Annotated in this window: 21 protein-coding genes; 6 read left to right on the top strand and 15 right to left on the bottom strand. The window is 71.7% G+C overall.

All coding sequences use genetic code 11. The annotated features are described in order from the left end of the window. Positions 1 to 8 precede the first annotated feature (8 nt). Positions 9 to 485: a bacterioferritin gene (gene bfr / locus OG625_RS28130; RefSeq protein WP_329386555.1), complete on the top strand. Its 477-nt coding sequence runs from the start codon at positions 9 to 11 to the stop codon at positions 483 to 485. Positions 486 to 515: 30 nt separating this feature from the next. Here bfr and OG625_RS28125 read toward each other — a convergent pair whose 3' ends face one another. Together OG625_RS28125 and OG625_RS28120 are read right to left on the bottom strand one after the other, a co-directional pair. Continuing rightward, positions 516 to 812, bottom strand: a complete 297-nt coding sequence (locus OG625_RS28125) for a (2Fe-2S)-binding protein (RefSeq protein WP_443067786.1) — start codon at positions 810 to 812, stop codon at positions 516 to 518. Positions 813 to 945: 133 nt separating this feature from the next. Continuing rightward, entirely contained in the window at positions 946 to 2,301 is a 1,356-nt protein-coding gene (locus OG625_RS28120; protein ID WP_329386553.1) for a class II 3-deoxy-7-phosphoheptulonate synthase, read from the bottom strand. A 331-nt stretch (positions 2,302 to 2,632) separates the two neighbouring features. Here OG625_RS28120 and OG625_RS28115 point away from each other — a divergent pair, with 331 nt between their 5' ends. Beyond that, complete coding sequence (locus tag OG625_RS28115) at positions 2,633 to 4,501, top strand: anthranilate synthase family protein (RefSeq protein ID WP_329386551.1); 1,869 nt, start codon at positions 2,633 to 2,635, stop codon at positions 4,499 to 4,501. Between the two features lie 199 nt (positions 4,502 to 4,700). Here OG625_RS28115 and OG625_RS28110 read toward each other — a convergent pair whose 3' ends face one another. The 5 genes from OG625_RS28110 to OG625_RS28090 all read right to left on the bottom strand — a co-directional run bounded on the left by OG625_RS28110 (position 4,701) and on the right by OG625_RS28090 (position 9,639). Then, entirely contained in the window at positions 4,701 to 5,693 is a 993-nt protein-coding gene (locus OG625_RS28110; protein ID WP_329386549.1) for a 2-hydroxyacid dehydrogenase, read from the bottom strand. Between the two features lie 69 nt (positions 5,694 to 5,762). After that, on the bottom strand, positions 5,763 to 6,791 hold the full coding sequence (locus tag OG625_RS28105) for a 6-phosphofructokinase (protein ID WP_329391017.1): 1,029 nt from the start codon (positions 6,789 to 6,791) through the stop codon (positions 5,763 to 5,765). 165 nt (positions 6,792 to 6,956) lie between these two features. Continuing rightward, a complete protein-coding gene (locus OG625_RS28100) occupies positions 6,957 to 7,628 on the bottom strand; it encodes a response regulator transcription factor (RefSeq protein ID WP_329386547.1) in 672 nt (223 codons plus the stop codon). After that, positions 7,625 to 8,842, bottom strand: coding sequence for a MacS family sensor histidine kinase (macS, locus tag OG625_RS28095; RefSeq protein WP_329386545.1), 1,218 nt, complete (start codon positions 8,840 to 8,842; stop codon positions 7,625 to 7,627). The genes OG625_RS28100 and macS overlap by 4 nt, the downstream gene beginning before the upstream one ends. Before the next feature lie 68 nt (positions 8,843 to 8,910). After that, positions 8,911 to 9,639 (bottom strand): lysophospholipid acyltransferase family protein, encoded by a 729-nt coding sequence (locus OG625_RS28090; protein ID WP_329391015.1) that lies wholly within the window; start codon positions 9,637 to 9,639, stop codon positions 8,911 to 8,913. 170 nt (positions 9,640 to 9,809) lie between these two features. Here OG625_RS28090 and OG625_RS28085 point away from each other — a divergent pair, with 170 nt between their 5' ends. After that, complete coding sequence (locus tag OG625_RS28085) at positions 9,810 to 10,589, top strand: alpha/beta hydrolase (protein WP_329391013.1); 780 nt, start codon at positions 9,810 to 9,812, stop codon at positions 10,587 to 10,589. Then, positions 10,582 to 11,178, top strand: a complete 597-nt coding sequence (locus tag OG625_RS28080; RefSeq protein WP_329386543.1) for a hypothetical protein — start codon at positions 10,582 to 10,584, stop codon at positions 11,176 to 11,178. Before OG625_RS28085 ends, OG625_RS28080 begins: the two co-directional genes overlap by 8 nt. A gap of 195 nt (positions 11,179 to 11,373) precedes the next feature. Here OG625_RS28080 and OG625_RS28075 read toward each other — a convergent pair whose 3' ends face one another. The 6 genes from OG625_RS28075 to OG625_RS28050 all read right to left on the bottom strand — a co-directional run bounded on the left by OG625_RS28075 (position 11,374) and on the right by OG625_RS28050 (position 16,565). Further along, the gene (locus OG625_RS28075) at positions 11,374 to 12,135 is read right to left on the bottom strand and encodes an endonuclease/exonuclease/phosphatase family protein (protein ID WP_329386541.1); all 762 of its coding nucleotides are present in this window, start codon (positions 12,133 to 12,135) and stop codon (positions 11,374 to 11,376) included. A 79-nt stretch (positions 12,136 to 12,214) separates the two neighbouring features. Then, entirely contained in the window at positions 12,215 to 13,156 is a 942-nt protein-coding gene (locus OG625_RS28070) for an ROK family glucokinase (protein WP_329386539.1), read from the bottom strand. A 72-nt stretch (positions 13,157 to 13,228) separates the two neighbouring features. Next, on the bottom strand, positions 13,229 to 13,693 hold the full coding sequence (locus tag OG625_RS28065; RefSeq protein WP_329386537.1) for a DUF5304 domain-containing protein: 465 nt from the start codon (positions 13,691 to 13,693) through the stop codon (positions 13,229 to 13,231). 75 nt (positions 13,694 to 13,768) lie between these two features. Further along, positions 13,769 to 14,902: an ArsA family ATPase gene (locus tag OG625_RS28060; protein ID WP_329386535.1), complete on the bottom strand. Its 1,134-nt coding sequence runs from the start codon at positions 14,900 to 14,902 to the stop codon at positions 13,769 to 13,771. A 314-nt stretch (positions 14,903 to 15,216) separates the two neighbouring features. Continuing rightward, positions 15,217 to 15,657 (bottom strand): SRPBCC family protein, encoded by a 441-nt coding sequence (locus OG625_RS28055; RefSeq protein ID WP_329386533.1) that lies wholly within the window; start codon positions 15,655 to 15,657, stop codon positions 15,217 to 15,219. A gap of 107 nt (positions 15,658 to 15,764) precedes the next feature. Further along, the gene (locus tag OG625_RS28050) at positions 15,765 to 16,565 is read right to left on the bottom strand and encodes a metallophosphoesterase family protein (protein WP_329386531.1); all 801 of its coding nucleotides are present in this window, start codon (positions 16,563 to 16,565) and stop codon (positions 15,765 to 15,767) included. Positions 16,566 to 16,794: 229 nt separating this feature from the next. On the opposite strand from OG625_RS28050, the gene OG625_RS28045 reads away from it, so the two are divergent. Continuing rightward, on the top strand, positions 16,795 to 18,591 hold the full coding sequence (locus tag OG625_RS28045) for an AMP-dependent synthetase/ligase (RefSeq protein WP_329386528.1): 1,797 nt from the start codon (positions 16,795 to 16,797) through the stop codon (positions 18,589 to 18,591). 41 nt (positions 18,592 to 18,632) lie between these two features. On the opposite strand, the gene OG625_RS28040 is transcribed toward OG625_RS28045, so the two are convergent. After that, positions 18,633 to 20,246: a GMC oxidoreductase gene (locus tag OG625_RS28040; protein ID WP_329386526.1), complete on the bottom strand. Its 1,614-nt coding sequence runs from the start codon at positions 20,244 to 20,246 to the stop codon at positions 18,633 to 18,635. Positions 20,247 to 20,481: 235 nt separating this feature from the next. Between OG625_RS28040 and OG625_RS28035 the strand changes: the two genes are divergently transcribed. After that, a complete protein-coding gene (locus tag OG625_RS28035) occupies positions 20,482 to 21,729 on the top strand; it encodes an MFS transporter (RefSeq protein ID WP_329386524.1) in 1,248 nt (415 codons plus the stop codon). 63 nt (positions 21,730 to 21,792) lie between these two features. Here OG625_RS28035 and OG625_RS28030 read toward each other — a convergent pair whose 3' ends face one another. Further along, positions 21,793 to 22,935 carry a glycosyltransferase family 4 protein gene (locus OG625_RS28030; protein WP_329386522.1) on the bottom strand — a complete coding sequence of 381 codons (1,143 nt, stop codon included), beginning with the start codon at positions 22,933 to 22,935 and terminating at the stop codon, positions 21,793 to 21,795. Positions 22,936 to 22,944: the final 9 nt, after the last annotated feature.

Below are 22,944 nucleotides of genomic sequence, written 5' to 3'. Positions count from 1 at the left end.
CCTCTGCGATGCAGGGCGACCCCGAGGTCCTTGAGTTTCTGAACGAGCAGCTGACCGGCGAGCTGACCGCCATCAACCAGTACTGGCTGCACTACCGCATCCAGGACAACAAGGGCTGGACCAAGCTCGCCAAGTACACGCGTGAAGAGTCCATCGACGAGATGAAGCACGCGGACAAGATCACCGAGCGCATCCTGATGCTCGATGGTCTGCCGAACTACCAGCGCCTCTTCCACGTGCGCGTCGGCCAGACGATCACGGAGATGTTCCAGGCGGACCGCCAGGTCGAGGTCGAGGCGATCGACCGGCTCAAGCGCGGTATCGAGGTCATGCGCGGCAAGGGCGACGTCACCTCGGCCCGCCTCTTCGAGGAGATCCTGGCGGACGAGGAGCACCACATCGACTACCTCGACACCCAGCTGGAGCTCATCGAGTCCCTGGGTGAGCCGCTGTACATCGCGCAGCTGATCGAGCAGCCGAGCTAGCAGGCGGCCCCGCAACCGAGGCGACAGCCGTCAGGCAGCCTCCGCCAGCTCCGGCGCGGGCGCAAGCCCCGGGTCGGCGGCCAGGACGGCAGCCGTGTTGCCCTTCTCCAGCAGCTCCCGACGCGGGCAGGCGCCGCGGCCGAGGATGCCCTGGATGGTGCGCACGCAGGAGCCGCAGTCGGTGCCGGCCTTCGTCGCCGAGGCGATCTGGCGCGGAGTGCAGGCGCCGGCAGCCGCGTGGTCCTTGACCTGCTTGTCGGTGATCCCGAAACAAGAGCAGACGTACACGCGGTTCACCTCCCTGGGCGGAATGGTTCTGCGAGCCATCCCCGATTCGGTGAGGCTTACCTAACCGTACCCAAAGTTAGGGTCACCTAAAAGCCCTGGAAACGACGATGGGGCGCGGATCACATCGATCCGCGCCCCATTGCCGTAGGAAGCTACGTGCTGAAGATCCCGCTTACTGGTCGCGGTACATCTCGGCGACCAGGAACGCCAGGTCCAGGGACTGGCTGCGGTTGAGCCGCGGGTCGCAGGCCGTCTCGTAGCGCTGGTGCAGGTCGTCGACGAAGATCTCGTCGCCGCCGCCCACGCACTCGGTGACGTCGTCACCGGTGAGCTCGACGTGGATGCCGCCCGGGTGGGTGCCGAGGCCCTTGTGGACCTCGAAGAAGCCCTTGACCTCGTCGAGCACGTCGTCGAAACGGCGCGTCTTGTGGCCGGAGGCCGCCTCGAAGGTGTTGCCGTGCATCGGGTCGGTGACCCAGGTGACGGTCGCACCGGACGCCGTGACCTTCTCGACGAGCTCGGGGAGCTTGTCGCGGACCTTGTCGGCGCCCATGCGGACGACGAAGGTCAGCCGGCCCGGCTCGCGCTCGGGGTCCAGGCGGTCGATGTACGTCAGCGCCTCGTCCACCGTGGTGGTCGGGCCGAGCTTGATGCCGATCGGGTTGGCGATCTGCGAGCAGAACTCGATGTGCGCGTGGTCCAGCTGGCGGGTGCGCTCGCCGATCCAGACCATGTGGCCGGAGGTGTCGTACAGCTTCCCGGTGCGGGAGTCCGTACGGGTCAGCGCGCCCTCGTAGTCGAGCAGCAGCGCCTCGTGGGAGGCGTAGAACTCGACGGCCTTGAACTCGGCCGGGTCGGTGCCACAGGCCTTCATGAAGTTCAGCGCGTTGTCGATCTCCCGCGCGAGCTGCTCGTAGCGCTGCCCGGACGGGGAGTTCTTCACGAAGTCCTGGTTCCAGGCGTGCACCTGGCGCAGGTCGGCGTAACCACCGGTGGTGAAGGCGCGCACCAGGTTCAGCGTCGAGGCCGACGCGTGGTACATGCGCTTCAGCCGCTCGGGGTCCGGGATCCGGGCCTCTTCGGTGAAGGCGAAGCCGTTGACGGAGTCGCCGCGGTAGGTCGGCAGGGTGACGCCGTCGCGGGTCTCGGTGTCCTTGGAGCGCGGCTTGGAGTACTGGCCCGCGATGCGGCCGACCTTGACGACGGGCACGGAGGCCGCGTACGTCAGGACGGCGCTCATCTGGAGCAGCGTCTTCAGCTTGGCGCGGATGTGGTCGGCGGACACGGCGTCGAAGGCCTCGGCACAGTCGCCACCCTGCAGCAGGAACGCCTCGCCCTTGGCGACGGCTCCCAGACGGGCGCGCAGCTGGTCACACTCGCCCGCGAAGACGAGCGGCGGATACGACTCGAGGTCCGCGACGACAGCGCGCAGGGCCTCGGCATCGGGGTACGAAGGCTGCTGCGCCGCGGGAAGGTCTCGCCAGGTCGCCTTGGCGGCGGGGGCTTGGGTTTCAGCGTTCACGGTCACCTCGTAAACATTACGGCGTCATTCGCCCTGTCCAGCCTTGCGACCACGTAGTGAGACGCAAGTGGCTCGAAGGCAGACAGCACCCAAAAATTCGGAATCCATGGTTCATCCCGCGTCATGAGACACATACAGCGCCCGGAGGGCGTTCTGGGCTAAGGTGCCCACCATGTACGCGCACTCGAACCAGAACTGGTGGTGGCTCGCTCCCGGCGGCCCACTCCTCTCGCGTACGTAAACGACTTTACCGACGAGAAGGCCGCCCCGAGGGGCGGCCTTCCGCGTTTCCGCGTGGATGCCGGGCCGCTCCTCCCACCGGAAGGACGACCCGCCCATGTCCCTCGCACTCAGCCGACTGCTCGACGACTCCTGCCCGCCGTTCGCCCTGCTGCGCCGGCGGACCCCGGGCCGCGACCACGACACCGTCGAGGTGCTCCTCGGCCCGGTCCACGAGGCCGAGCGCCTCGCCGACCTCCCCGTCCGGGAGCTGCCCACCCTCGCCCTGGTCCCCTTCCGGCAGATCCGGGAGCGCGGGTTCGACGTACGCGACGACGGGACGCCGCTGAGCGTGCTCGTCGCCGAGGAGGCGTACGAGATCCCGCTCTCCGAAGCACTGGCCGCGCTGCCCGGGCACGCCGTACGCGTCGACGGGGGCGGCTTCGACGTGCCCGACGAGGAGTACGCGGCCACGGTCGAGCGGGTCATCGAGGACGAGATCGGCCGCGGGGAGGGCGCGAACTTCGTCATCCGGCGCACCTACGAGGGCCGGATCGACGGCTTCGGCCGGGCCGACGCCCTCGCCCTGTTCCGGCGGCTGCTGGAGGGCGAGCGGGGCGCGTACTGGACGTACGTGGTCCACACCGGGGAGCGCACACTGGTGGGCGCCAGCCCCGAGGTCCACGTACGGATGTCCGGCGGCACGGTCGTGATGAACCCGATCAGCGGCACGTACCGCTATCCGGCCGGCGGCCCCACCGTGGACTCCCTCCTCTCCTTCCTCGGCGACCGCAAGGAGACCGAGGAGCTGTCGATGGTGGTCGACGAGGAGCTCAAGATGATGTGCACGGTCGGCGACCGGGGCGGGGTCGTCGTGGGACCGCGCCTGAAGGAGATGTCGCACCTCGCGCACACCGAGTACGAGCTGCGCGGGCGCTCCTCCCTGGACGTGCGGGAGGTGCTGCGCGAGACGATGTTCGCGGCGACGGTGACGGGCTCGCCCGTGCAGAACGCCTGCCGGGTGATCGAGCGGTACGAGGCCGGGGGCCGCGGCTACTACGCGGGCGCGCTGGCCCTGCTGGGCGTCGACTCCGCGGGCGCGCAGACCCTCGACTCCCCCATCCTGATCCGCACCGCCGACATCGCCCCCGACGGCACCCTCCGGGTGCCGGTCGGCGCCACGCTCGTGCGGCACTCCGACCCGGCGGGCGAGGTCGCGGAGACCCACGCGAAGGCCGCCGGGGTGCTGGCGGCGCTCGGGGTCCGGCCGGCGGCGCCCCGCCCGGCCTTCGAGGGGGCCCGGCTGGCGGAGGACCCCCGGGTGCAGGCCGCGCTGTCCGCCCGGCGGGCGGATCTGGCCCCCTTCTGGCTGCGGATGCAGGAGCAGCCCGCCGCCCCGACCGGCCACGCGCTGGTGGTCGACGGCGAGGACACCTTCACGGCGATGCTGGCGCACGTGCTGAGGGTGGCGGGGCTGGAGGTGACCGTACGCCGCTACGACGATCCGGGCCTGCGGGCCGCGGCCCTGGCCTGGGAGGGCCCGATCGTGCTGGGCCCGGGCCCGGGGAACCCGGCGGACGCCGCCGACCCCAAGATGCGGATGCTGCGCGCGCTGGCCGCGGATCTGCTCGCCTCGCACCGGGGCGGGCTGCTCGGGGTCTGCCTGGGGCACGAGCTGCTGGCGGCGGAGCTCGGTCTGCCGCTGGTCCGCAAGGCAGCGCCGGCGCAGGGGGCGCAGACGCGGATCGATCTGTTCGGGGTGGAGGAGGTGGTCGGCTTCTACAACACGTACACCGCGTACTGCGCCGAAGGCGCCGAGCCGGCGGGGGTGGAGGTCTCGCGGGACCCGGTGACGGGTGAGGTCCACGCGCTTCGCTCCGCGGCGGGCGGGTTCGCGGGGGTCCAGTTCCACCCGGAGTCGGTGCTCACCCTCCGCGGCGCGGACCTGCTGCGCGAGCTGGTGGCCAGGGTCTCCGTGCGGGCCTGACCGCTGCGCGGGGCCTTTCCCCCACCCCGCCCCTTCCCGAAACTGGGGGCTCCGCCCCCAGACCCCCGCGCCTCAAACGCCGGCGAGGCTGGAGTTTCAGCCCGTCCGGCGTTTGAGGACCGGGGTCCGGGGCGGAGCCCCGGGGAACGGTGGAAGGGCGGGTAGGGCACGGCTCCGCGCAGCGGCACCCGCACCCGCGTCAGGAAGGAACCAGGGTGTTCTCGGAGCGGCGGCCCGCCAGATAGTCGGCCACGTTCCGGACCGTGGTGTCGATGATCTGCCCCACCGCGTCCGTCGTGTAGTACGCCTGGTGCGAGGTCACCACCACGTTCGGGAAGGTGACCAGCCGGGCCAGGGTGTCGTCCTCCACGACCACGAGGGACTTGTCCAGGAAGAACACCCCGGCCTCGGCCTCGTACACGTCCAGGCCGACCCCCTCGAAGCGGCCCGCGCGCAGTTCCGAGACCAGCGCGTCCGTGTCGACCAGGCCGCCCCGGCTGGAGTTCACCAGGATGGCGTCGTCCCGCATCAGCCCCAGCGCCGTCGCGTCGATGAGGTGGTGCGTGGACTCCAGCAGCGGCACGTGCAGGCTGATCAGGTCGGAGGAGGCGAACAGTTCCTCCTTGTCCACGTACTTCATGCCGAGCTCCACGCACGCCGGGTTCTGCGCCACGTCCCAGCCCAGCAGGTTCATGCCGAAGCCGTGCGCGATCCGGGTGAAGGCCTCGCCGATCTTGCCGGTGCCGAGCACGCCCACCGTGCGGCCGCGCATGTCCCGGCCCATGAGGCCGTTCAGGCGGAAGTCGAAGTCCCTGGTCCGGTTCGAGGCGCGGACGATCCGCCGGTTCACCGCCATCGCCAGGGCCCAGGCGAACTCGGCCACCGAGTAGGGCGAGTAGTAGGAGACCCGGCTGACCGTCATGCCCAGTTGCCGGGCCACGTCGAGGTCGATGTTGTTGAAGCCGGTGGACCGCTGGGCGATCATCTTCGTCCCGCCGGCCGCCAGGATCCGCAGCACCCGGCGGTTCAGGTCGGCGTTCACGCTGGACGACACGACCTCGTAGCCCGCGGCGATCGGCGCGGTGTCCTCGCTCAGGAAGACGTCGAGGCAGCGGACCTCGTGCTGCCCGGCGAAGGCCCGCTCCAGGAGCGGCTTCTCATCGGCGGTCACACCGAAGGCCAGGATCTCCACGCTTGCTCCCGTAGGTAGGGACCATGGGTCGTTTGTCACCATACGACCCATGGCTCCCGACCGCTCGGCTCAGCCGAAGAAGACGCCGACCTCCTGGTACAGCGCCGGGTCCACCGTCTTCAGCTTCGCCGTGGCCTCGGCGATCGGCACGCGGACGATGTCCGTCCCCTTGAGCGCGACCATCTTGCCGAAGTCCCGCTCGCGCACCGCGTCGATCGCGTGCAGCCCGAACCGGGTCGCCAGCCAGCGGTCGAAGGCGCTCGGCGTGCCGCCCCGCTGGATGTGGCCGAGAACCGTCGTCCGGGCCTCCTTGCCGGTCCGCGCCTCGATCTCCTTCGCCAGCCACTCGCCCACGCCCGAGAGACGGACGTGTCCGAAGGAGTCCTTGGTGGCGTCCTTGAGCACCATGTCCCCGTCCTTGGGCATGGCGCCCTCGGCGACGACCACGATCGGCGCGTAGCTCGCCTTGAACCGGGAGGTCACCCAGGCGCACACCTGGTCCATGTCGAAGCGCTGCTCCGGGATGAGGATGACGTTGGCGCCGCCCGCGAGGCCCGAGTGCAGGGCGATCCAGCCGGCGTGCCGGCCCATGACCTCGACGACCAGGACCCGCATGTGCGACTCGGCCGTGGTGTGCAGCCGGTCGATGGCCTCGGTCGCGATGCCGACGGCGGTGTCGAAGCCGAAGGTGTAGTCGGTCGCCGAGAGGTCGTTGTCGATGGTCTTCGGCACGCCTACGCAGGGGACGCCGTACTCCTCGTACAGCTTCGCGGCGACCCCGAGGGTGTCCTCGCCGCCGATCGCGATGAGCGCGTCGACCTCGTACTTGACGAGGTTCTCCTTGATCCGCCGCACCCCGTCCTCCACCTTGAACGGGTTGGTGCGCGAGGAGCCGAGGATGGTGCCGCCCCGGGGCAGGATGCCGCGGACCGCGGGAATGTCCAGGGGGACGGTGGCCCCTTCGACGGCGCCCCGCCAGCCGTCCTTGAATCCGATGAACCCGTACCCGTACTCCTGCTCGCCCTTGCGGACGACGCCCCGGATCACCGCGTTGAGCCCGGGGCAGTCGCCGCCACCGGTCAGCACTCCGACCTTCATTGCATCTCCCTTCGCCATGACGGCCACGCTAGTGGTGACGCAGGTCACAACAAGGGTGTCGGGGAGGTCAATTCCGGTGGAATCACGGGGCGTTGCGTACGCCCGTTCACTCGTACGAGGAAGTAAGTACGACGTTCGACCGGGCGGCGGTCCCGGCCGGCGCGCCTACGCGTCGTCGAGGCCGCGCTCTATGGCGTAGCGGACGAGCTCCACCCGGTTGTGCAACTGGAGCTTGCCCAGGGTGTTCTGGACGTGGTTCTGGACCGTGCGGTGGGAGATGACCAGCCGTTCCGCGATCTGCTTGTACGACAGTCCCTTGGCCACCAGCCGGAGCACCTCGGTCTCCCGGTCGGTCAGCTGCGGGGCCTTCGGCTCGTCGGAGGCGGTCGGCGCCGGGTCGGTGGCCAGGCGGCGGTACTCGCCGAGGACGAGGCCGGCCAGGCCGGGCGTGAAGACCGGGTCGCCCGCCGCGGTGCGGCGGACCGCGTCGATCAGCTCCTGGGCTCCGGCGGACTTCAGCAGGTATCCGGTCGCGCCGGACTTCACGGCTTCCAGGACGTCCGCGTGCTCGCCGCTCGCCGACAGGACGAGGACCCGCAGCGCCGGGTTGGCGCCGACGAGCTCCTTGCAGACCTGGACCCCGGGCATGCCGGGCAGGTTGAGGTCGAGGACCAGGACGTGCGGGGTGACGGCGCGGGCCCGGCGGACGGCCTCGGGGCCGTCGCCCGCGGTGGCCACCACGTCGAAGCCCGCGGCGGCCAGGTCGCGGGCGACCGCGTCCCGCCACATCGGGTGGTCGTCGACGACCATCACCTTGATCTCGTGCGGCTCGCTCATCGCTTGTCCGTCCTCCCCCTCGGTACTTTCAGTTCCACTTCGGTGCCCTGTCCGGGGACGGACACCAGCTCGGCGCTGCCGCCGAGGTCACGCAGCCTGCCGCGGATGGACAGGGCCACGCCCATCCGCCCCTCGCCCTCCGCCTGGTCGAGCCGGCCCGCCGGGATCCCCGGGCCGTCGTCACGGACGGTGACGATCACCTCGTCGCCCCAGTCCTCGACCAGGATCCAGGCCCTGGCCCCCTCCCCGGCGTGCTTGCGCACGTTGTCGAGGGCGGCGCCGACCGCCGCGGCCAGCTCCTTCGCGGCGGGCACCGGCAGCTCCACCGGGGTGCCCGGCTCGGCGAAGCTCACCCGGGAGCCGGCGTGCGGGGCGAGGAGGGTGCGGAGGTCCACGTCGCCGTCGTCGGCGCCCGGTTCCTCCACCTCGTACGAGTCCACCAGCGCGCCCAGCGACTCGTCGCGGGAGATCCGGGAGGGGTGCACGAGCCCGCTGGAGACCAGGGTGCGCAGCGCCACCTCCTGCTCGCCCGCCATCCGGCCGAGCTCGGCGGCCTCGCCGCCCAGTTCGGTGCCGCGCCGCTGGACCATGGCGAGGACCTGGAGGACCCCGTCGTGGATGTCCCGGGCGAGGCGCTCGCGTTCGCGGGTGGCGGCCTCGATCTCCAGGGCACGGGCCAGGGTGGCCTCGCTGGCCCGGGCGACCTCGACGACGTAGCCGATGGCGATGGAGGCGACCCAGACGAGCAGGACGTTGTGCAGGGTGTCGCGGGTGGGATCGCCGCCGTGGATCGCGATGTTGGCGACCGCCACGAAGGTGGAGGCGAAGCCGGCCCAGCGCCAGCCGCCCTTGAGGGCGAAGGCGAGGACCGCGCCGGCGGTCCAGATGGTGGGGAGGGTGGGACCTCCCCCGGCGATCCGCTGCTGGGTGTCGGCGACGGGAGTGAGCAGTATGCCGACGACCGCGACGGTGAGGTCGGCGCAGAGGAAGCGCTTGGTGCAACTGGCCGCGTTGGTCACCTTGGAGGAGGTGGCCAGGGTCCAGACGGCGAGGGCGGCGAGGTAGCCGATCGCGACGGCCGGCCGGTCGAACCGCTTGTACGCGGAGGCGAACAGCAGCACCGCGTAGACCATGGTCAGCAGTCGGTACGCCGTCAGGGCCCGCCAGAGCGGCTGCTCGACCGACATGCGCACGACACGTTCGCGTTTCGCCATTTCCCTACCCCGCCCCGCCCCGCCCCGCCACTGTCGTTGCCTTGCCGAGGGCGGTAACGCCGCCCGCCCTACTCCGCTTTGTCGCCCTTGTCGCCCTTGGCGGACTTCTCTGCCTTCTCGGCCTTCTCCGCGTCGGCGATCTGCCGTTTGGCCGCCGTCGCGTAGATGTCGACGTACTCCTGGCCGGAGAGCTTCATGATCTCGTACATGACCTCGTCGGTCACCGAGCGGAGGATGAAGCGGTCGCCGTCCATGCCGTGGTAGCGGCTGAAGTCCAGCGGCTTGCCGATCCGGATCCCCGGGCGCATCAGCTTGGGGACCACCTTGCCGGGCGGCTGGATCTTCTCCGTGTCGATCATGGCCACGGGGATGACGGGGGCGCCGGTGGCCAGCGCCACCCGGGCCAGCCCGCCGGGCTTGCCCCGGTAGAGCCGCCCGTCGGGTGAACGCGTCCCCTCGGGGTAAATACCGAACAGCTCTCCGCGCTCGATGACGTCGATGCCGCTCTTGATGGCGGCCTCGCCGGCCCCGCGGGCACCGGAGCGGTCCACCGGGAGCTGGCCGACGCCCTTGAAGAAGGCGGCCGTCAGCTTGCCCTTGACGCCCGGGGAGGTGAAGTACTCCGCCTTCGCGATGAAGGTGACCTTCCGGTCCAGCACGGCCGGCAGGAAGAAGGAGTCGGAGAAGGAAAGGTGGTTGCTCGCGAGGATCGCCGGCCCCTCGGCGGGAATGTTCTCGAGGCCCTCCACCCACGGCCTGAAGGCGAGCTTCAGGGATCCGCCGATGGAGAACTTCATTGCGCCGTAGATCAACTCGAAAGCCTTCCTGTGTCTGTCGAACAGACCTTATCCCGTGGGTCCCCCTGCAGCGGCCCGACGACCCTGGTCGGTGTCAGCCCGGTCGCGTACGGTGAAGTCACACAGAGCAACGCACCCACCTGATGTACATCATGATCAAGGAGACCCTGGTGCCCGTCCTCCCTGGAGCCGAGCCGTTCCGCCACGAGGGCGGAGAGGTCGGCGTCCTTCTCTGCCACGGTTTCACCGGTTCCCCGCAGTCGCTGCGCCCCTGGGCCGACTATCTGGCCGGGAAGGGGCTCACGGTGTCCCTGCCGCTGCTGCCCGGGCACGGGACGCGCTGGCAGGACATGCAGCTCACGGGCTGGCAGGACTGGTACGCGGAGGTGGACCGGGCGCTGCGCGAGCTGCTGGACCGGTGCGAGCAGGTGTTCGTCTTCGGACTGTCGATGGGCGGTGCCCTCACGCTGCGGCTGGCGGCCAAGCACGGGGTCGCGATCAGCGGCCTCGTCCTCGTCAACCCGGCCAACAAGGTGCACGACCCGCTGGCCTTCGCCCTTCCGGTGGCCAAGCACTTCATCCGGTCGACGCCGGGCATCGCCAGCGACATCGCGAAGCCGGGCTCGGACGAGGTGGGTTACGACCGGGTCCCGACCCGGGCCGCGGATTCGCTGCGGAAGTTCTTCAGGCTGGTGGACGTGGATCTGCCGCAGGTGACGCAGCCGGTGCTGCTGCTGCACAGCCCGCAGGACCATGTCGTACCGCCGGTCGACTCCGCGCGGATCCTGGCGCGGATCTCGTCGAGGGACGTCACCGAGACCCTGCTGGAACAGAGCTACCACGTCGCGACGTTGGACCATGACGCGGAGCGGATCTTCGCGGACAGTTTTGCGTTCGTCGGCCGGCTGGCGGAGAGCGTGGGCAGGGAGGGGGCGGAGGCGGGTGGCTGAGCACGAGGAGCAGTCGGGCGGAGTTCCGCCGCTGGACGAGGAAGCGGCGTGGGCCGCGATCGTCGCCGGGTACGGACAGGAGCCGCCGGACCCGCCGGGGGCGAGACCGTTCCGGCCGATCGAGAACCTGCTGCTGCCTGAGGAGGACGTGAAGCCGCTGCCGCCGCTGCCGCCGGAGGCGGACGCGGAGGCGAAGGCGAAGCCGGATCCCGAGCCGGGGGCGGAGCCGGAGCCGCCGGCTGCCGCGCTCGGCAGCTCGGTGGTCTTCGCCCCGGGCGTGGGTGTGGGCGTGGGCCCCGGCTCGGGCCCGCGGGACCACACACCGCCGGAGTCGAAGGAGGACGAGGGCCACTTCGTCCCGCCGGAGCCGGAGCTCCCCGAGGCGGACACCACGTCGAAGTTCGCGTGGCTGGCGGTGGTCGGCGGCCCGGTGCTGCTGCTCCTGGCGGTGCTGCTGCAGTGGGAGATGACGTGGTGGCTGACGACGCTGGGCGTCGGCGGCTTCCTGGGCGGCTTCGCGACGCTGGTCGCGCGGATGGCACAGGGCGACGAGGACGACGACGACCCGGGGCGCGGGGCCGTCGTCTAGGCGCGGCTCAAGGACCTGGGGCTCCGCCCCAGACCCTCCCCCAGACTTCGTCCGGGGGGACGGACCCCCACTCCTCAAACGCCGGCCAAATCCAGCCTCGCCGGCGTTTGAGGCGCGGGTCTGGGCGGAGCCCAGGGGCCGCGCAGCGGCACTTTCAGCCCCGCCGGCGATTGAGGCGGCGGGGCCTCGGCCGGGCTACCGCGCAGCGGGGAGGCGGAGGGCGGCCAGGACCGGGAGATGGTCCGTGGCCGAGACGAGGTCCCCGGAGGAGATCCCCGGCAGCCCCGCAGGGACACCGCAGGCCAGCACCTCCACCCCCCGCGAAGCGAACACCGCGTCGATGCGGCGGTCCGGCGCCGGCGCCGGAAAGGTCAGTTCCCCGCCCCAGGGGGACGTCTCCCAGCAGTCCTGGAAGGTCTCGGAGAGCCTGCTGAAGGCCGGGCCCCCCGGGGTTTCGTTCACGTCACCGGCCGCGATGGCGTACGGCACGTCCATCGAGGCGACCCGGTCCAGGAGGAGTTCCGCCTGCGCCCCGCGTTCGGCCTTGTCCAGCGACAGGTGGGTGCTGACGACCCCCACCCGGGCCCCCGCGAAGCGGACCACGGCCGTGGCGAGGCCCCGCCGGTGCAGGCCGGGCGTCAGCGGCAGCAGGACGTCCTCCGTGCGCTCCACGAAGGCCCGTAGCGAGCACAGCAGCAGCGGCCCGGCCGCGGTCGCGCCGCCGCTCAGCACCACGAGTTCGGATTTCGCGGCGAGCCGCGCCGCATGCTTGCGCCACCGGAAGAACAGCGGCGCCTCCTGGACGAAGACCAGGTCGGGCTCGCACGCCCGGATGACCCTGGCGAGGGCGTCCTCGTCGTCGCGCAGCGAGCGGATGTTGTAGCTGAGGACCCGGATCACGGCAGAACCGTCGGGCTCCGTACGGGACTTCGGCAGCGAGGGCAGCAACTGGTCCATGTCCGCAAGATATGCGGCCGCCCGCCGCTCCCCCAAGGGGCGCGGCGGGCGGTCCGGAAGGAAATGCGGGTGGCGTACGTCAGCCCTGGCGCGCCAGGTCCGCCGCGCCGACGAGCCCGGCCCTGCCGCCGAGCTGCGCGGCCAGCACCTGCGCGTGCGGACGCCAGGAGCCGCCGACCAGCCAGCGCTTGAAGGACTTGCGGATCGGGTCGAGGACGAGGTCGCCCTCGTCGGAGACCCCGCCGCCGACGATGAACGCCGACGGGTCGAAGAGGGAGGCCAGGTCGGCAAGCCCGGCTCCGGCCCAGCGGGCCAGCTCGTGGAAGGATTCGATCGCCACCAGGTCGCCCTGGCGGGCGGCCGCGCTGATGTGCTTGCCCTCGATGCCCTCGATGGTGCCGTCGCCGAGCGCGAGGAGGATCGTCGCGTTCTCGGGGGTGGCGTTGGCGCGCTGCTTCGCGTAGCGGACGAGCGCGCGCCCGGAGGCGTACTGCTCCCAGCAGCCCTGGCTGCCGCAGCCGCACAGCAGGCCGTCCGGGACGACCCGGATGTGCCCGAACTCGGCGGCGACGCCGAAGCGTCCGCGCCGCAGCTTGTTGCCGATGATGATGCCGCCGCCCAGGCCGGTGCCGAGCGTGATGCAGATGACGTCCTCGTGGCCCTGACCGGCGCCGAAGCGGTACTCGCCCCAGGCCGCGCAGTTCGCGTCGTTCTCGACGACCACGGGCAGACCGATGCGCTGCTCGACCTTGTCCTTGAGCGGCTCGTGGCGCCAGTTGATGTTCGGCGCGAAGAGCACGGTGGCCCGCTTGTCGTCCACGTATCCGGCGGCGCCGATGCCGACGGCGTCGATGGTGTGGTTGCTGCTGACCTCGGAGACGGCGGCGCAGATCGCTTCCGTCACTCCGTCCGCGGTCGGCGGGGTGGGCACCTTGTACGTCTCAAGGATGGTGCCCTCTTCGTCGACCACGCCGGCCGCGATCTTCGTGCCGCCGATGTCGACGCCGATGGTGAGTCCCATTAGTCCCTCGGTTTCCGGTCAAACCCCGCCACGGCCAACGGTACCCGAGGGTGGAGGGGGAGCCCGGCGGGTTCAGTCGAGATCGATCCGCTCGCCGGGGCCCGCGTCGGGGCCCTCGTCGCGGGGGTCGCGGTCCTGGGGTGCCGTGCGGGGGGCCGGGGGCTCGTCGCGCGTCCAGCGGCGCTCGTGGCCCTCGACGGCGGAGCGGTAGGCGGCGAGCAGCTCGGAGCCGGCGGCCGCGAGGTGGTCGAAGACCTCGGGGTTGCGCTCGATGACGGGCTTGGCCGCGGTCCTGGCCTGGTCGACGAACTGGCGTACCGCGCCCTGTGCCGCGGCGCCGAAGAGCGGGTTGTTCAGCGCGGAGACCTTGTCGGCGACGGCTTCGAAGAGCTTGAACAGCTCCTCGGCGGCGGTCCCGGTGGACCCGGCGCCCGCCTGTCCCTGTCCGCGCAGGCGCTCCTTCTCGGCGGCGAGGTCCTCGGCGCAGGCCTTGGCCCAGGCGTCGTCGTCGGTGGGGCGGTCGGTGGCCTCGCTCATGGCGGACTCTCCTGCGGCGGCTGCGGGACGGCTGTGCTGGCTACCTTCGACCGTACCCGAATGGCGGTACGAGGTTCAGTTCGTACGGGGCCACAGGCCCGGGTCCGGGGTGAAGCGGATGCGGAGCACGCCGTCGGCGAGGGCGGCGCCGGAGACGGAGCAGCGGCGCAGGACGGAGGGCAGCGGAACGATCCTGCGGTGGGGGCCGGCGGTGAGGAGCAGCTCGTCGCCGCGGCGGACCAGGTCGAGCTCGCTCTTGCGGGCGCCGGGCAGCGGCACCGCCCAGACGAGCACCCCGTCCTCGGCACGGCGGTCCTCGACGGCCCAGCCGGGGCGGGGTGCGGGCGGCTCGGGCAGGAGCCCGTCCGCTTCCGCGAGGAGGGCCAGGTCCTGCGGGCCGCGCGGGTCCCGGCCGAGGTGGGCGAGGGGGATCACGGGGAGCTCGGCGGCCCACTCGGCGGCGTACTTCTCCTGCTGGGCGGCGAGGCCGGCGAGCCAGGGGTCGGCAGAGCCCTGCGGGAGGAGGCGGTTGGCGACGACCGCGGAGACGGGCAGCTGCTGGAGGGCGAGCCCGAGCCGGCCGAGCCGTAGCGCGTCGTCGGCGGCCGGTCCCGGCTCGGCGACGAGCCGTATCTCGGTGGTGTCGGCCTCGACGACGGCCTGCACGGCGGCGAGCTCCTCGTCCCAGCGTGCGGCGGCCTCGTAGAGCCACTGCGCGGGCATGGGCACTCCGGCCAGCTGGGCCAGTACGGGACGCAGCGCGCGGGCGGCCTGGCGCTCGGAGGGGAGCAGCCGGGCGAGGTAGCGGCGCAGCTGGGCGGGGAGGGCGAGGGTGGCGACGGCCTGGTGGAGCGGGGGCAGGTCGACGACGACGAGGTCGGTGCCGGGCGCGGCGGCGGCCCTGCGGATGGCGCGGAGCAGGGCGAACTCCTCGGCGCCGGGCAGCTCGGTGAGCTCCTCGGCGGTGAGGGGCCGGGCCCCGACCATCCCGAGCAGCGCGGATCCGCGCGCCTGCAGTGCGACGAGCTCGTCCCGGAACTCCCGGCCGGAGTCGACCCGGGCCACGCGCAGCCGGTCGCCCTCCTGGGCGTGGGGGTCGTCGGTGAGCAGCAGCACCCGGCGGCCTTCGCGTGCCGCGGCGAGTGCGGTGGCCGCGGCCGCGGTGCTCCGCCCGGCGCCGCCGGGGCCGGTGATCAGCAGGGTGTGCATGTCGCTCCGACTCGGTGGTGTTCTGGCCGCTGCGCGCGGGGCTTCCCGGGCTCCGCCCGAACCCGCGCCTCAATCGCCGGCGCGGCTCAAAGATCCGGGGCTCCGCCCCAGGCCCCGCTCCTCAAACGCCGGAGGGGCTGGATTTCGCCGGCGTCGGCCTGTAAGTGCGTGCGGCGCACCCTTGCGCCCAGGCGGGCTGGATTGCCCGAAGGGCATTTCCAGCCCCGCCGGCGATTGAGGCGCAGGGTCTGGGGCGGCCGGCCTGGGGCGGAGCCTCGTCGCACCCGCAAGCGGTCCGGGCAGCCCCTACGGGGTCAGACGGCTTCGACGCGCTTCTTCAGCCCCGCCAGCGCCCGGTCGATGATGACCTTCTCCGCCTTGCGCTTGATCATGCCCAGCATCGGGATCTTGACGTCCACCGTCAGCTGGTAGGTGACCTCCGTGCGCTTGCCGCCGTCCACCGGCGCCAGCCGGTACGAGCCGTCCAGCTGCCGCAGCATCTGGGACTTGACGAGGGTCCAGCCGACTTCGTTCGCGCCGGACCAGGTGTAGCCGAGCACGTGGTCGTCCTTGATCGCGCCCGCGTCGAGCAGCAGCCGCACCTGCGTCGCGCGGCCCTCGGTGTCGGACGCCAGTACCTCGGCCTCCTTCACCTCGCCGGTCCACTCGGGGTAGCGGGCGAAGTCGGAGATCACGGCCATCACGTCGGCCGGGGAGGCGTCGATCGTGATGCTTGAGCTGGTGTGTTCCGCCATCGCGGTGGCTCCTCCGTGAGGGTGCCTCCCAGCGTTAGCTGGGGGAGAGTGTTCGAGGAAGTGTGCGGCCTCGGGCCGCCGCTCGAAGGCTACCGTGCGTGCGGTGGTCACCACTCCAGGGCCCATGGCCTTCCGGTGGCGGCGAAGTGCCCCACGTTCACGCACTCGGTGCTCCCGATCCGCATCCGCCGCGCCAGCGGCTGGTGCACGTGCCCGAAGAGGGCGTACCGGGGCCGGGTCCGCCGGATCGCGGCGAGCAGTGCCTCGCTGCCGCGTTCGAAGCGCCGTGCCACCGTGTCGTAGCAGAGCTCCGGCACCTCCGGCGGGATGTGCGAGCACAGTACGTCGACCTCGCCGAGCGCCTCCACCTTGGCCGCGTACTCCTCGACGTCCACCTCGTACGGGGTGCGCATCGGCGAGGGCAGTCCGCCGCCGACGAAGCCGAAGACACGGCCGCCGATCTCGGTCCGCTGCCCGTCGAGGACGGTGATGCCGGGGCGGTGGTCGGCGTACTCGGCCCACAGTGTCGGCACGTCGACATTGCCGTAGGTGGCGTACGTGGGGTTGGGGAAGGCCGCGAACATCTCCGCGTACTGGCGGCGCACCGCACCTTCGATCAGTCGTTCCCGGTCCAGCCCGGCCCACAGCCGGCGGCCGAGATCCTGCGCCTCGTCGAATCGCCGGGCGGTGCGCAGTTCGACGATCCGGTCGGCGTTCTCGACGCCGAAGAGGTCGGGGAAGATGCCGCGCGAGTGGTCGGCGTAGTCGAGGAAGAGAATGAGGTCGCCGAGGCAGATCAGGGCGTCGGCGCCCTCCCCGGCCCTGGCGAGGGCCTCGGCGTTGCCGTGGACGTCGCTGACGACGTGGATCCGTGTGCGGCTTTTCCTGCCACGCATGCTGCCACCCATGCGGCCACCCTAGGGGCGCGGGGTAACCGCGGGTAGAGGGGCGGGGGCAGCCCTCCGGACCTGCGGTTACTTCCGAGTCTCAAACGGAGTCGACTACTGTCGGCTCGTGAGGGCCGTGTCGTGTGACGCACGGAACATCTGGCCGGTTCCCTCTATCGGGAACCCACTACCGGTGGGTAACGTCCGGTCGGTCCACATGGTGGCGATGGCGCCCAGAGGAGCAGCAGTCTTGCGCGAGTTCAGCCTTCCGGCCCTGTACGAGGTCCCGTCGGACGGGAACCTGACGGATCTCATCCGCCGCAATGCCGCGCAGCATCCCGACACCGCCGTCATGAGCCGCAAGGTCGACGGCCGGTGGCAGGACGTGACCGCGGTCGAGTTCCTGGCCGAGGTCCGGGCCACCGCCAAGGGTCTGATCGCGGCGGGCATCCGCCCCGGCGACCGGGTGGCCCTCATCTCCCGCACCCGCTACGAGTGGGTGCTGATCGACTTCGCGATCTGGACCGCGGGCGGCGTCACCGTCCCCGTCTACGAGACCAGCTCCCCCGAGCAGGTCCAGTGGATCCTCGGCGACTCGGGCGCCGTGGCCGTGGTCGTGGAGAGCCCCGGGCACAGCGCGTCCGTGGCCTCGCTGCGGGACCGGCTGCCGGAGCTGCGCGAGGTCTGGGAGATCGAGCAGGGCGCCGTCGAGACGCTCAAGGCCGCGGGCGCCGCGATCACCGACGCCGAGGTCGAGGAGCGCAGCAACGTCGCGGTCGCCGACGACCCGGCCACCATCGTCTACACCTCGGGCACCACCGGCCGCCCCAAGGGCTGCGTGCTGACCCACCGCAGCTTCTTCGCCGAGTGCGGCAACGTGGTGGAGCGGCTCAGCCCGCTCTTCCGCACCGGCGAGTGCTCGGTGCTGCTCTTCCTGCCGGCCGCGCACGTCTTCGGGCGCCTGGTGGAGGTCGCGGCCGTGCTGGCGCCGATCCGGCTGGGCTGCGTACCGGACATCAAGAACCTGACCGACGAGCTGCAGTCCTTCAAGCCCACGCTGATCCTCGGCGTGCCGCGCGTCTTCGAGAAGGTCTACAACTCGGCGCGCGCCAAGGCCCAGGCCGACGGCAAGGGCAAGATCTTCGACGCGGCGGCCGAGACGGCGATCGCTTACAGCCGTGCGCTGGACGCCCCGGGCGGCCCGTCCTTCGGGCTGAAGCTCAAGCACAAGCTGTTCACGAAGCTGGTCTACAGCAAGCTGCACACGGTCCTCGGCGGGCGCGGCGAGTACGCGATCTCGGGCGGTGCCCCGCTGGGCGAGCGCCTCGGGCACTTCTTCCGCGGCATCGGCTTCACGGTGCTGGAGGGCTACGGCCTGACCGAGTCCTGCGCGGCCACGGCCTTCAACCCGTGGGACAAGACGAAGATCGGTACGGTCGGCCAGCCGCTCCCGGGCTCGGTCGTGCGCATCGCGGACGACGGAGAGGTGCTGCTGCACGGCGAGCACATCTTCAAGGAGTACTGGAAGAACGAGACGGCGACCGCCGAGGCGCTGACCGACGGCTGGTTCCACACCGGCGACGTCGGCACCCTCGACGAGGACGGCTACCTCGCGATCACCGGCCGCAAGAAGGAACTCATCGTCACGGCGGGCGGCAAGAACGTCGCGCCGGCCGTGATCGAGGACCGGATCCGGGCGCACGCGCTGGTCGCGGAGTGCATGGTGGTGGGCGACGCCCGGCCGTTCGTGGCCGCGCTGGTCACCATCGACGAGGAGTTCCTCGGCCGGTGGGCTGCGGAGAACGGCAAGCCGGCCGGGGTGACGGCGGCGGAGCTGCGCGAGGACGCGGAGCTGATCGCCGCCGTCCAGAAGGCCATCGACGACGGCAACGCGGCGGTATCCAAGGCGGAATCGGTGCGGAAATTCCGCATTCTGCCCTCCCAGTTCACGGAGGAGTCGGGTCACATCACGCCTTCGCTGAAGCTGAAGCGCAACGTGGTGGCGAAGGACTACGCGGACGAGATCGAGGCGCTGTACCGGGGCTAGCCCCGGGCCTTGTTACCTGGGCCCGCGGCCGGAGGCCGCTATCAGCGGGGGTCGGCGAGGATCCGGGCCATGTTCCGCTCGGCGAGAGCGGTGACGGTCACGAACGGGTTCACGCCGAGCGACCCGGGGATCAGGGAGCTGTCGACCACGTACAGCCCCTGGTAGCCCTTCGCCCGCCCGTACGCGTCGGTGGCCGCTCCGAGGACACAGCCGCCGAGCGGGTGGTAGGTGAAGTTGTCGGCGAAGGCCTTGTTGTCGCCGAAGAGGTCGTAGCGGTACATCGTGAAGTTCCTCAGGTTGATGCGGTCGAAGAGGCGCTTCGCCGCGTTGACCGAGGGCGTGCTCTGCTCCCGGCGCCAGTTGAGGCGGGCCGAGTCGGTGGCCGAGTCGTACGTGAAGTGGCCGCGCTCCGGGTTCTTGGTGATGGCCAGGTACATCGAGATCCAGTGCTCCAGCCCCATGGGGAGCGGGGCGATCTCGGCGAAGACCGGGTTCGAGGCGTTGTCCCAGTCGTCGATGCCCAGGGCGGGCATGGTGGCCTGGTTGGCGCCGACGGTGTCCCAGAGGTGGTTGGCGCGGGCCGTCATGACGTTGCCGTTGTGGCCCCAGCCGAGCCCGACCTTGTCGCTGAGCGCGGGCAGCGTGCCGGTTTCGCGGGCGCGCAGCAGGATCTCGGTGGTGCCGAGGCTGCCGGCCCCGAGGAAGAGCTGCTTGCAGCCGAGTTCGCGGACCTGGGTGACCCTGCCCGTGAGGTCGCTGGTCTGGACGGTCAGCACGTACCCCCCGGCGGCGTCCGGCCGTACGCCGACGACGCGCTGCAGGGTCTCGATGGTGACGTTGCCGGTGCCGAGGGCGGCGGCGAGGTAGGTCTTGTCGACGCTCTTCTTGCCGTGGTTGTTGCCGTAGATGACCTCTCCGGCCAGGGCCGACTTGGTGGCGGTGCCGGCCGCCTCGCGCTTCATGTACTCGAAGTCGTAGACGTTGGGGACGAAGACGGTCTTCAGGCCGGTGTTGTGGGCGTGCTTGCGGGAGATCCGTGCGAAGCGGTACCACTCCGTGGACTCGAACCACGCGGGGTCGATGTCGTTGACGCCGAGCATGGCGCGGGCGCGGGGGAAGTAGGTCCCGTACATCTCGTCGGCGTCGACCTGGGGCAGCACCTCGGAGAAGTACGCCCTCCTCGGAGTCGGCGCCATGCCCCCGTTGACGAGCGACCCGCCGCCCACGCCTCGGCCCACGTACACGGACATGTCGCCGTAGTTCACGCGGTCGAGGACGCCGGGGTACGGGCTGATGTTGCGGTTGACCACGTCGAGCCAGAGGAACTGGGCGAGCGGGGCCTCGGTGCGGTTGCGGAACCACATGGAGCGGTGGTCGGGCGCGGAGGTGGAGGGGAAGACCTTGCCGTCGGGTCCGGGGGTGTCCCAGAGCCGCCCCATTTCGAGGACGACGGTACGCACGCCGGCCTGGCCGAGGCGCAGCGCGGCGACCGCCGATCCGTAGCCGGAGCCGACGACGATGGCGGGCGCGTACTGAGCGGCGGCGGGCTCCGCGGCCGCGGCGGACTGCAGCCCGATCCGGGTGAAGCCGAGGGCGGCGGCGGTCTGGAGGGCGCCGATCCCCAGCAGGTGACGGCGCGTCAGGTATGGTGTCATGGCCGCATCATGGGCGGAATCCGGCCGTCCCCCCATAGGCGGTGCCGCCAGAGATCTGAGTAACAGTCAGATGTGGCGTCGGGGTCGGGGCGGTTACAGCGGGGCGTTGCTCATGGGCCACGCCTGCCCGTCGATGGCGGGCCGGGCCCTCCGCGCGGTGTGCGTATGCTGCTCGCTTCGGTCTCACCCGTCGTCGTCCGGTCGATCGGGCGAGTGGGCGAAGGGGTGCTGAATCATGGGGGCCAGGCGGTCGCTGGGGCGGCGGTTCAGGTGGCTCTGGGCGGCGTACGCGGTCAGCACGCTCGGCACGTGGCTCGCGTTCGACGCCTTCCCCTTGATCGCGATCCTCGTTCTGCACGCCGGGCCGACCGAGGTGTCGCTGCTGGCCGCCGCGGGGCTGGCGGTCGGCGCGGTGCTGGCGGTGCCGCTCGGCCCGTGGGTGGAGTTCAGCCGCAAGCGGCCGGTGATGATCGCGATGGACCTGGTCCGGTTCGCGGCGTTGATGAGCGTCCCCGCGGCGTTCGCGCTCGGCCTGCTCGGCTTCGCCCAGCTCCTGGTCGTGTCGGTCGTCGTCGGGGCGGCCGACATCGCCTTCGCGGCGGCCGCCGGCGCGTGCTTGAAGTCGCTGGTGAAACCGGCGGACCTGGTCGTCGCGAACGGCCGGTTCGAGTCCACGACCTGGACCGCCACCGTGCTCGGACCCCCGCTCGGCGGTGCCGCGATCGGGCTGTTCGGCCCGGTGATGACCGTGGTGGCGAACGCGGTGAGCTACCTGCTCTCGGCGCTGGGGATCCGCGCCATCGGCGGGCGGGAGCCGCGACCCCCGCACACCGGAGCACCGCCACGGCTGCGCGCCGGCGACCTGCTCGACGGGTGGCGGTACATCCTGGCCGACGCCGCGCTGCGGCCCCTGTTCTTCAACACGGTCCTGGTCAACGGCCTGATCATGGCGACCGCGCCGCTGCTCGCCGTCCTCATGCTCGGCCCCCTCGAGTTCGCACCGTGGCAGTACGGGCTGGCCTTCGCCGTGCCCTGCCTCGGCGGCCTGCTCGGCTCGCGCCTGGCCCCGCGGCTCGTCGACCGGTTCGGGCGGCACCGGGTCATGCGCACCGCCGGGGCGCTGCGGGCGTGCTGGCTCCTCGGACTGGCCTTCATCGGCCCCGGCACCGCCGGGCTCGTGCTCGTCATGGTCGTCGAATTCGGGATGATCACCTGCATGGGAGTGTTCAACCCGGTGTTCGCCGCCTACCGCCTCGACCGGACCCCGGCCGACCGGGTCGCGCGCACCCTGTGCGCGTGGTCGGTGACCAGCAAGGCCACCATCGCGGCGCTGACCGCCCTGTGGGGCCTGCTGGCCGGCGTCACCGGCCCCCGCACCGCGATCGCGATCGCCGGGCTCCTCGTCATGGCGACCCCGTTCCTGCTCCCCCGGCGCGACCGCACGCTCCGGCACGATCGGGAACCGGGCCGGAGCCACGCCTGACCCGCCCTCGAACTCCCGCGGCCGCAGGAGCCGGACGCGCCACAGGGCTACGGGACTACAGGGCTACAGCAGCTCGCGCAGGCGGTTCGCCAGGAGGTCCCAGCGCCACTTCTCCTCGACCCAGGCCCGCCCCGCCGCACCCATGCGGGCACGCAGGGCCGGGTCCTGGAGGAGGGTGACGATGCGGTCCGCCGCGTCCTCGGGGGATCCGCCGCGGACGACCCAGCCCGTCTCGCCGTCGAGCACCGCGTCCGGTGCCCCGCCGGAGTCTCCCGCGACCACCGGCAGGCCCGTCGCCGAGGCCTCCAGGTAGACGATGCCGAGCCCCTCCACGTCCAGCCCGCCCCGCCGGGTCCGGCACGGCATCGCGAAGACGTCGCCCGCCCCGTAGTGCGCGGGGAGTTCGGACCACGGGACCGCTCCCGTGAAGACCACGGACTCGGAGACGCCCGTGGAGACGGCAAGCGCCCGCAGGTCGGCCTCGTACGGCCCGCCGCCCACGATCAGCAGCACCGCGTCCGGCACCTGCGCCAGGATCTTCGGCATGGCCTCGATCAGCGTGTCCTGCCCCTTGCGCGGCACCAGCCGCGAGACGCAGACCACCACGGGCCGGTCGGTCAGGCCCAGCCGGGCCCGCACCTCGGGGCCGCCCGACTCCGGGTGGAAGGTCTTCTCGTCCACCCCCGGCGGGAGTTGCACCATCCGCGCCGCCGCCCGCTCCGTCACCGCCGAGGCGATCCGCGAGCGCGTGTACTCCCCGAGGTAGGTCAGCGTGTCCGTGCCCTCGCCGATCCGCCGCAGCAGCTGCCGCGCGGCCGGCAGCTGCGCCCAGCCCGCCTCGTGCCCGTGGGTGGTGGCGACCAGCCGCTTCGCGCCCGCGCGCCGCAGCGCCGGGCCCATCAGCCCGAGCGGGGCTGCCGCCCCGAACCACACGGACTCGCAGCCGTGTTCGCGCAGCAGGCCCACCGCCCGCCGCGTCACGCGCGGGGTCGGCAGGAGCATCGTCGTCCGGTCGCGCACGACCTGGAACGGCTGCTCCGCGTCGAAGGCGGCGGTGGCCTCGCGGCCCTCCGCGCTGTGCTTCCACGTGGAGGCGTAGACGACGACCCGGTCGGGATCCAGCCGTAGCGCCATGTTGTGGAGGAAGGCCTGGATGCCGCCCGGTCGCGGCGGGAAGTCGTTGGTCACGATCAGCGTCTTGTGCATCGCCTGCCG

The organism is Streptomyces sp. NBC_01351, assembly GCF_036237315.1.
Taxonomy (GTDB): Bacteria; Actinomycetota; Actinomycetes; order Streptomycetales; family Streptomycetaceae; genus Streptomyces.
The sequence above is the reverse complement of the archived record's forward strand: the minus strand, read 5'-3'. Positions and strand labels throughout refer to the sequence as shown.